Annotated in this window: 6 protein-coding genes and 1 pseudogene; all 7 read right to left on the reverse strand. The window is 49.9% G+C overall.

Annotated elements, in window-relative coordinates:
* Positions 1–112: 112 nt before the first annotated feature.
* Positions 113–1117: an S-layer homology domain-containing protein gene (locus tag D1841_RS10720; RefSeq protein ID WP_160643035.1), complete on the reverse strand. Its 1005-nt coding sequence runs from the start codon at positions 1115–1117 to the stop codon at positions 113–115.
* Positions 1118–1120: 3 nt separating this feature from the next.
* Positions 1121–1360: a toxin-antitoxin system HicB family antitoxin gene (locus D1841_RS19505; protein ID WP_256376682.1), complete on the reverse strand. Its 240-nt coding sequence runs from the start codon at positions 1358–1360 to the stop codon at positions 1121–1123.
* 178 nt (positions 1361–1538) lie between these two features.
* The gene (locus tag D1841_RS10730) at positions 1539–2600 is read right to left on the reverse strand and encodes a hypothetical protein (protein WP_160643037.1); all 1062 of its coding nucleotides are present in this window, start codon (positions 2598–2600) and stop codon (positions 1539–1541) included.
* A 336-nt stretch (positions 2601–2936) separates the two neighbouring features.
* Positions 2937–4526 (reverse strand): VirB4-like conjugal transfer ATPase, CD1110 family, encoded by a 1590-nt coding sequence (locus tag D1841_RS10735; RefSeq protein WP_160643038.1) that lies wholly within the window; start codon positions 4524–4526, stop codon positions 2937–2939.
* Positions 4496–4945, reverse strand: a complete 450-nt coding sequence (locus D1841_RS10740) for a PrgI family protein (protein WP_160643039.1) — start codon at positions 4943–4945, stop codon at positions 4496–4498. The genes D1841_RS10735 and D1841_RS10740 overlap by 31 nt, the downstream gene beginning before the upstream one ends.
* 4 nt (positions 4946–4949) lie before the next feature.
* Positions 4950–5813, reverse strand: coding sequence for a hypothetical protein (locus D1841_RS10745; protein ID WP_160643040.1), 864 nt, complete (start codon positions 5811–5813; stop codon positions 4950–4952).
* A gap of 3 nt (positions 5814–5816) precedes the next feature.
* Positions 5817–7017, reverse strand: a pseudogene (locus D1841_RS10750) (hypothetical protein); the annotation flags it as partial.

The following is a 7017-nucleotide window of genomic DNA, read 5'->3' on the forward strand; positions in this document are numbered from 1 at the left end:
CTATCTGCTGTGTGGGCAAACAATCCGGCACCATCCCTCCCGTTGTAAAACAGGCAAAAGGAAAACCCCCTTGTGAGTTCACAAGGGGCCGACCGTTATGTCTATTCAATTTCTATTCCCAATGGCCTGTTTCCTCTATCCACACCTGTTCAGTGACTTCAACCATTTTCAGTCCTTTGTGTCCTGGTACATCTACCACCCAATATTTTTCTCCAGTGTAGATGGGGTCACCAGACACCATGGTATAACTTCCACAACCAGTCATAGTAACCCAATCTATTGAATCTTCTAAATATTTGTTGATTCCTTCTACGGTATCAGCGACAAAGCCACATTTGTTACAACGATATACCCATTCCGTATACCACACATCTTCCCAATGCCCGACTTCTCCCACCGTCACTTCCTGGAGTTCCCAGCGCGTCACGGTTTCATAATGTCCTGGCACGTCCACTACCCAAACCCTATCAGGTGTGGTGAGTGTAGAATTTGCCAGCAGTTCCCGGCAGTTATAGAAAATCTGCGCAACCTGGGCGCGGGTCGCGGTGCCTTTAGGGTCAAGTTTCCCCTCAGACCCATTCAAAACCTTATGGGCCACGGCCCATTCCATGGCAGTACGGGCATAACCCGAAATATTGCCGTTGTCCGTGAACGCTCCCAGCGCGCCCTTTTGGCTGCTCATGTCCAGGCCGCAGCCTTTGGCATAGTTATAGAGGATAACAGAAAGCTGCTCCCTGGATATGTTGCTGCCCGGGGCAAACAGGCCGTCCCCCACGCCGCCCACCAGTTTGTTTTGGCAGGCCCACTCCACAGGCGGGGCAAACCACTGTCCTGCGGGTACGTCGGCAAAGCTGGAGCTGGTATATTGATGAGCGCTGTAATTTTCGGTCTTGTTCGCCAGCACTGTCACGAACATCCCCCGTGTCATGGTGCCATGGGGGTCAAAGGCCGTCGCGGATGTCCCGTTGAACAGGCCCTCGGTTACAGCATAGTCCACAGCCTCATAATACCAGGAACCGGGTTTTACATCAGTAAATTTATCTACTGCTGCCGCGCTGGCTGTCATGGGCAGGGCCAGAACCAGTGTAAAAACCAAAGCAAAGAGTGTCTTTTTCATAGTTCAGCCCTCCCCATCGACCACTTGGATATCATAGTTTTCCAGAAATTCAAAGAGTGCTGTTTGCGTCACCTGGGAGAATATTGTACCCTGCTTTACCGCATAGAGGGTCAGGACATCATGGATAGCCGGGGTCGTGCGCACCGTGAAATTCCCCGTAAAAGTGCGAACAGGCTGTTCATATCCAGCGCCTTGCCGCTCAGGCTGTCCGTGACGTTGGAGTAGAGTACCTGGCAGGTACAATTTTTGTACTGCATTATGTTTGTAGGTTTCACTTTTCAGACTCTTCTCTAGTTCTGCCTACAGTATAACACAATGCAAATAGGTTTACAACCTAATTTTGGTTTTTAGGGAAATGATTTTTAGCTATAAATACTTATGTAAACGTTTCATTCCCAATAAGAAATGCCATTACATACTTCTATTTCTTTGGTATCATTTTTAGGTTTTCAATGGTTAATATACCTTTTTCGCCAGTAACATAAGCTACATTAAAAAATACAGTAAAGCATACCTGGGATACTTTTTTCCACGAAGTTAAATCTCTGGTTGTTGACGGTAACCATATCTGGAAATGTTCCCCCTTTTCGCTTACCGTCATCGTTTTATCAATAATCTTGCTGCGGAGATTGTCTTTTATTTCCAGTTGAAAAGCCTTAATATTCCCCTCGCTGACGGCATCAAACTCCAAAAAATATCCAGCGTCAAAAAAGCCTGACCAATTATCGCATGGGGCATATTCTAACAAAGCCATTGCAAATTCCTTTTTCTCCATCTTTTCAACATTGCAAAGGTCAACTTCCATATCAAAGCAATTCTTATGAGTAGAAATTTTCACAATATCGGGATCAGAATAGGATGTAACCGATTTTATCTCACAAAACTGAGTATAATCGTAAAGCAAATTAACTTCCTCTTTACACATAATTGAATTATCAAATCTGGTATGCTCGTTATTACGATTCGCTTCGTTAGCCATCTCTGCCGTAAGATATCTTGTAAGATTCCTTGAAATTATCTCACTAAATTCTTCATCAGAGCCATATTCTACATAAACTCCCCGATTTCTGTATTTTCTTTTAAAAGCCTCTACTTTCTTTTCTTCTTTCTCATTTCTCTCACTTCTACGGATAGGCTTATCAGAAAAGAATACAAATACCTGCTTTCCCCTTTTTATCATCTCCTCAATTTCTTCTATCGTTCCCGATTTATAATGTTGTGTCGGACTTCCAATTTTATTTCCAAAGATAGCTATTATGGCATCTGATTTATCAAGTATCTGTTTATTGATAATACTTTGTGGGAAATCTCCTGCTTCCGGCATTACATTTCTAGACCAATGAAGTGTCTTTACAAATATATCCATTGACATACCAATAGAATCATTTATATTTTCCACTACCTTCTCTATTATCTCTATTTCTGTTTTCACATCTGAAGGACAAGAAAGCATCAGTCTGCATACTGGCATTTTCTGAAACATAATACACTCCCCTTTCTGCTTTTTATTATAGCAGAAAGGTATTGCATTTTCCAGTTGGAGATTGCAACAATGCGGTTAATTTTCTCTCTCATAGCTGTTTAGGGCTTGTTTGAAAATAGAGAAAGTGCCGAATTTTTGAGACAAAACGAGGCGGTTTCAAGGCGGAAACCGCAAGAAATACTGTCGTATTTCGAGGATTTCCAACACAGAAAACGCCCGTTTTGGACAAAAAGATGGTATTTGCGATTTTTCAAACAAGCCCTAGTCATTCTCCTTTCTCCGTTTTGACAAAAAATAGTTATGTACCCAATTATTGTAAATCAACGCGAAGCCTTCCTAGTCCCATTTCCCTTCTCGGGGATTGGTGGACAGCAGCCGGTACAGCTTCGTGTCCTTGGGCACGGTGCTGACAAATGGGACAAGCGTCCCGCTCACCTTCATTAAGCCATGGCCAGGCGGCACGTCCTTGAAAAACTTCTCCTGGTTCTCCGTGATTTTGTAAAGCTCCGCCAGCCGATGGGCATTGGTGGGGGATTGATTCAGCATCACCACGAAATCGGTGTTTGCCAGCATCGCCCGCCCGGATTCGCTCTCCAAGACTTCTTCCGTGTTCTGGGTAGCCCCGGTGCAGTAGCCGTTATACTTGCGGATTCTGCGCCAGAGATTGGCAAAAAACTTGCCCGTGTCCTCGTCCTGGAAAAGAAGGGCAAACTCGTCCGCGTAGACAAAGGTAATCTTTCCCTGCCTGTAGTTGCGCATGACGCGGCCCAACAGATGGTCTAACGTAATGAGAGTGCCGATGGGCTTCATCTGATCGCGCAGGCCGTTGAGACTGTAGCAAATAAGGCTGCTGCCGCTGTCTATGTTGGTGGCCTTGGAAAATGTGTTCAGTGCGCCATCTACAAATCTTTCCAGCGACAGGGCCAGTTCCTGCGCCCGCTGGTTCTCCATGCGCAGGAGGACGATGCGGAAATCCCCCAACAGTGGCGGGCGGTACTTGCCTTTGGACTTGAGGAAATCCTTGTAGACCATGCGTACCGCCCGGTCAATGAGGGATTTTGTCTGCGCGTCCAACCCGCCCCCTTCGCTTACTTTCTCGCAGAAGGTGGTGATAAACTCGGTTTTGTAGGCCAGGGGGCTGCGCTCCCTCAAGTCCAGTTCCAGGTCAAAGGGGTTGATGCTGTCCTGCCCAACGTGGTACACTTCGCCGCCAAGCTCGGTGGCAACCTTTGCCCACTCCATTTCAGGGTCTAAAACCAGAAAATCCGCCTTGTTGGGCGGGTATTTCAGCCGCAGGGACACCAGTTCTTCCTTACAGAAAAAGGATTTGCCGCCGCCCGTCATGCCCAGCACAAAGCCGTTGCCGCTGCTCTTTGCCAGACGGTCAACCACCACAAGGTTTCTTGTAGCGGCGTTCTGCCCATACAGCACCCCGGTGGGGTCGCAGATTTCCTCTGCCTTGAAGGGTACATAGGCCGCTAAACTCTCGCTGGTAAGGCTTCTGTCCATAGAAATGCGGTCAAGGCCGTAGGGCAGCACCGTGTTCAGCGCGTCAAGCTGCTGGTCGGTGCAGGTGCTGAAATCGCAAGCCTTGCCACGGGTCATGCTGCGGATGAGCTTTGTGTCAGAATCCAACTGTTCCAAACTATCCGCCGTATGCGCCAGGGTGATGGTCGCCAGCACCATGCCCTGGTCGCGGCTGGTGATGTCGTTGAGGTTGTCGGTCAGGCCCTTGCGCTCCTTCTGGAAGTGGAGCGGTTCGGGCATGGCAACGTGCATCCGCTGGAGCTGCCGGTGCTGGAATTGCATGGAGTTAGCCTCCACGGAATCCAGCTTGCGCATATGGAATTTTACGGCCTCGTCCATGGACACGGGCACGAAGTTGACGGACAGAATCATCTCCATATCCAGGTCGGCCAGGGCCATGAGGGTTTCCGGGAAAACCCAGGTGCCGGTGCCGGGTCTTCATCTTCTTTTCTGTTGGTATCATCACATTTTCCTTTCTTTCTGGTTTCGTTGATTATGGCCCGCAAGGGGTTCTCCGGCCGGAAGAACACGGGCCTGCCCAGCACGATTCTTGACCGGATGAACACAAGCACAATCTGCTCAAAGGGCAGGCCGTGCCACTGTACGAAGCCGAACGCCCCAAAGGGCACAGCCGCCGCTACGCAAAGCCAGCTCACCATTTCCATAGGCATACGGCGGTGGCACAGGAAGTAAACGCCCAGGGCCGCGCCCCCGGCCAGGGCCGTGAAAGCCAACTGCCGGAGCGTCATGCCGAAGTAGACCACTTCTTTGTAGTCCCGCACCTCTTTGTTTGATTTTATCTGCATACTGTTCGCCATACTATCACACTCCAAATATTCTATGGGTCACCTGGTCGGCCCCCTTGATGATGCCCAGCAGCAGGAGCATATTGAAAATCAGGGTGTACATATAGGCCATCTCGTCTGCCGCGCTGCCCAGCCATTGGAAGATGTCCACGCTGCCGAAGTCGATAAGCGGGGCCTGGGAGTAGGCGGCGAATATAATCATAGCAAGGCCCACGATGAAGCCCTCCAAACTCACCCCGGCAAAGGCCCGGAGAAAGTTCTGGCCCACGCTTTGGGTGGATTCGGAACCGAAGCAGGCCAGGGGGATGGGGGACAACGCCGCGAACAGGTAGATTTTGAAAAATCTGCCTATCACGGTCAGCAGCAGCGTTACGGACAGCACGATGGCAACGATGAAACCAATCAGCCCCAGCAAAAGCGAGGGTATCTGCGCCAGCGGGTTCAAGATAGACATGGCGGCGGACAGGATGCCCATGATGCCATCATCCCCGAAGTCTGGCGCAGTGATGCCCGCCCAGACGTTGCCATCTGTCAGGCCGCTGGTGAGAAAGGCTTTGGCCGTCAACGCGCCGGTGATGGTGAAGATTCCATTGACCAGCGTCCAGGCCATCCCGATGGCGTACTTCGTCAGGATAAAGCGCACCAGAAGTTTTATGATATGTTCAGGACGTTTCAGCTCCACATAGGAACCGGCTGTGCGCACTACGTTCCACAAAGTCAATATGACAAGCAGGGCGTATGAAAACGCCTGCAAGCCGCCGTTTATCGCCTCCATAGTTGCCGCCACGTTGGGGGCAAAGGCTTCCAGGTCTTTTGTGAGGAAACCGAAGCTGGTTTCCATGGAGAAGCCGAACAGGTCTAAAATCGCTTGAATAAACATGGCTTACCCCTGGATCGCCGCGAGGATTTCCGGCGAAAAAAAGATAATGACAGCTCCGGCAATGCACATCAAGCCTTGTATGCGCTGGCTGGGGTCGTGGCTTGAAAAGGACATCTTTGTGAGGTTGATAACCTTGCGGAGCGGTTCATAGTGGGCCGCTGCGTTCCCGCTGCCCCTGGCCCCAAAAGCGATGGCAAGGGTGCCCTGGTACGAAATGTCCCTGTCGCTGATTTTCAGGACAGCCGCTAAATCCTTCAAGGCTTCAAAGCCCATATTGAGGGATGTTTGCCGGTCATTCTGGTTCATCCAGTTGCCGAATTCGCCGCCCCGGAAACCAAAAGTGTCCAAGTACGCCTTTCCTGTGATTTCCACGCCGCGCCGGTAATCCGGGCCGGTGCGCCGTACATGGGCAAGCTGGGGAGGGGTAAACCGCATTTTCCCGCTTTTATTGCGGGCTTTTGCGTAATCCTGCACCCATTGGAGGGCGGCTTCCCTTGTCTCAAAATTTGTCCGCAGGATGGAATACCCTTTTGCCACATAATAGGTGTTGGGCTTCCAGTCGTTATTTCGGGAATAGGTATGTTTCCCGTCGTTAAAATGGATGGTATAGCCTCGGGGCACCTTCTGTTCTTTGGGGACACCAAACTGCTGTTTCTGCGCTTCCTGCGTGAAATTCCGTTCAAAATGCGCTGCCGAGCGGACTAGTAGGGCTTGAGACAGCTTATTTGTAATAGCAGGGTTCTTTTGCCCCTTTTCCGTCACCCGGTAGTGGGGGCCGCTGGCCCAGCCCTGCACCAGTTCAAAATATCCGTTATCAACAAAGAAGCGGTCAAAGGCTTTCATGGCATCGCCTACGGTGTGGACTTCCGCAAGTACGCTTTGCAGCTCCCGGACAGTCTGGATATACTCTTTTTGCCTTACAAGCCGCATCTCCGGCGAAGAATCCAGGCGGGTGTACTGCGGGGACGCGTTTAGGGTATCCCTGGCTTTTTTGATGAAATACACCACCCCCAGGGGGGTGCCGCCGTCCAGCATGGCCTGATAATCCGTTTTCTTCCAGATGTTGTCTTTCTTTACAAACTTGTCGGCTTCGCGGTCATTCATGGCATCCAGGTCGCTTACATTGAGCAATGTCATTAAGTTAAAGGTATAAAAGAGCAAAATAAGAAAAAAGCATAAAAAAGGCTTGACAAATGGGAAAAAA

The sequence above is a fragment of the Neglectibacter sp. X4 genome (assembly GCF_009917365.1).
Classification (GTDB): domain Bacteria; phylum Bacillota; class Clostridia; order Oscillospirales; family Acutalibacteraceae; genus Acutalibacter.

Excerpts from the sequence above, each read along its gene's own strand:
- D1841_RS10745 (WP_160643040.1), bottom strand. The coding sequence starts at position 5,813 with ATGTTTATTCAAGCGATTTTAGACCTGTTCGGCTTCTCCATGGAAACC.
- D1841_RS10740 (WP_160643039.1), bottom strand. The coding sequence starts at position 4,945 with ATGGCGAACAGTATGCAGATAAAATCAAACAAAGAGGTGCGGGACTAC.
- D1841_RS10730 (WP_160643037.1), bottom strand. The coding sequence starts at position 2,600 with ATGTTTCAGAAAATGCCAGTATGCAGACTGATGCTTTCTTGTCCTTCA.
- D1841_RS10735 (WP_160643038.1), bottom strand. The coding sequence starts at position 4,526 with ATGGCCCTGGCCGACCTGGATATGGAGATGATTCTGTCCGTCAACTTC.
- D1841_RS10720 (WP_160643035.1), bottom strand. The coding sequence starts at position 1,117 with ATGAAAAAGACACTCTTTGCTTTGGTTTTTACACTGGTTCTGGCCCTG.